Consider the following 2,445-nt stretch of genomic DNA (forward strand, 5'->3'; position numbering starts at 1 on the left):
TAACCAGCTTCTCTACCTTCCCACTCCGTATGTGGACATATATAGGTTTATCTGTCGCAACGGTATCATTTATCTACGGGAGTTGGATGATTATAGATAAACTGTTTTTTGGTAATCCTGTTGCGGGTTATCCTTCCCTTCTCGTTTCTATTCTGTTTATTGGCGGTATTCAGCTAATTGGTATCGGTGTTCTTGGCGAGTATATCGGAAGAATTTACATTGAAACTAAAAAAAGACCACGTTATTTGATAGACAAAAATAAAGGATAACTAATTGATGACATTTGATAGAAATGCTTTACCAAAAATTGATTTTTTTAAGAAAGATTTGTATTTATATTTTATATATCTTTTATTTTTTTTATTAGTATTATCGCCAACTTATATATTTTCTTATGCTCTTTCTGATGATTGGATTTTGATACAAGCTATATATAATAATTTGACTACTTCTATTATTGATTGGGATGTTAAGTCAGGTAGACCATTGTATGGTTTATTTAAAGTAATAATCACAACATCTTTGAATAACTTAGGCGATCTTAGATATACAAGATTTGTATCAGTGCTGGCAATATGGATTTTATGCTGTCTTTTTTACAAAATGATAAGTAATAGGAAAATTTTAGAAAATAAATACCAAAAAATATTATTTCCTTTTATACTTTGCTTGCTTCCTTCATTTCAAGTGTACGCATCTTGGGCTATCTGCTCACCGTATGTGCTTTCTATCTTATTGTCTTTGTTAAGTTATTGCTGCTTAATTGATTCAAATGGGAATACAAATATTTGTAAATTTTTTATTTCACTTATATTGTTATGTATATCATTTTCAATATATCAACCAGCTGCAATGTGTTTTTTGTTTTTTGTTTTTTTTGATAACTGTGTAAGGGAAAAAGATTTTAATTTAAAAAATCTAATTACTTGTGCGATTGTTATATCAATAAGTATGTTATTCTCTTTTTTTATATCTAAATTAGTTCCTCAATTTTTATATGATGATTTAATAAATAGAGCAAACTTAACAAGTGAATTTTTAAAAAAAACACTTTGGTTTTTTCATCAGCCGTTAATGAATTCTATTGCCAACTATAATATAAATCCTAGTTTTTTTTATAAAATTATATCAATAATAATTGTTATTATTGGATTGTATTCTATTTATAATAAAAAACATGGAGGTAAAAAACTACTTTTAACATTATTGTTAGCCGTTTCTTCTTATGTGCCAAATTTAGTTGTTGAAGAAAGTTGGGCTGCTTATCGCTCATTAGTATCTCTAGAATTGATTATGACATCGGTTTTTATTATAGGAATATTTTATATTTCAGATAAATTTAAAATAAATCATGTTACATATCCAACAATTATTATTTTAGTCATGTTTTTTTCTTTCAAAAATATATTAAAAGGATTTGTTATTCCACAAATTTTGGAGTTTAGATTGCTTTATAATGAAATCGCTAAAAATGTCCCACAAGATTTTTCTGGAAATTTACTTTTTAATGTTAAAAACAGTGAAAATAAAACTTTTTCAGACATAAGTGACAATACGTTAATTGGTTATGATGAGTTTGGGCAAACATCTATGATAATTCCATTTGCTACTCCAGGAATGGCAGAAGAAATTAAATCAGAAAGAAAAATGTCTTATAAATATGCAGGAAGTATTACTAATACTGAAAATATTAAATGTGATGAAAACTGCATTATTATAGACGTAACAAAAATAATTGAACAAAATAAGAGTCTTAAATAAAAATCCATATTTTGAAATATGTAGGGATCCTTTTCCAAAATGGATCCCATATACAAAAAATTAATATTTAATCCATCCAATTAACGCTATATTACGTGGGCGATTTTCGTCCGCAGTTGGCACTTCTAAAGATGAGTCGAGCTCATAAGCATCCCATCCTTCGGTTGGGCCATTTCCGCGATTGAAATCGGTATCTTCGGTAGTTAATTCTCCATCAATCCCCCATATTCTATCTTTTATGAATCTGACACTGCCGTCAGTGTGTTTTTTATTTTTGACTCCACCATTCCATTTTCCAGTTATTTTTCTTATCGCATCACCTTGCTTACTACCAATTTCCCGATTGTCTCCGGCAAAACGAGGGAATTCATCACGTAAATCAGGAAGATTGAATGTTGTACTACCATCACCAGCACCGTAATTAGTGCCAATAACCTCGAAAAGTTCATAATATTTTTGTCTGGATACAGCAACGCCGTTAGCTTTAAGATAACGTCCTTTGGGTTCGCTTTTATGTGCAAGCATGATTATCGTACCAACAGGTACGCCGTTATCACTTATCGCATCCGTCACAGCCTTCTGACTCATCACTTCGGTTGTCGAATTACCGATTGTTTGTTTGACATTGGAACTGTTGAGCTTGGTATTAAGTCCTTGGGTTAATTCTGTTTTGGTGGCGTAATC

At 30.3% G+C, this 2,445-nt stretch carries 2 protein-coding genes and 1 pseudogene; 2 read left to right on the forward strand and 1 reads right to left on the reverse strand.

All coding sequences use genetic code 11. The features are described from left to right. A pseudogene (locus G468_RS21700) lies at positions 1-269 on the forward strand (glycosyltransferase); the annotation flags it as partial. A gap of 7 nt (positions 270-276) precedes the next feature. Next, entirely contained in the window at positions 277-1,761 is a 1,485-nt protein-coding gene (locus tag G468_RS0117085; RefSeq protein ID WP_026824050.1) for a glucosyltransferase domain-containing protein, read from the forward strand. A gap of 60 nt (positions 1,762-1,821) precedes the next feature. On the opposite strand, the gene G468_RS21705 is transcribed toward G468_RS0117085, so the two are convergent. Further along, positions 1,822-2,445 (reverse strand): phage tail protein (locus G468_RS21705; protein ID WP_162143444.1); only part of this gene is annotated, 624 nt, incomplete at its 5' end.

Origin of the sequence: Arsenophonus nasoniae DSM 15247, assembly GCF_000429565.1 — a bacterium.
In the GTDB taxonomy this organism is placed as follows: domain Bacteria; phylum Pseudomonadota; class Gammaproteobacteria; order Enterobacterales; family Enterobacteriaceae; genus Arsenophonus; species Arsenophonus nasoniae.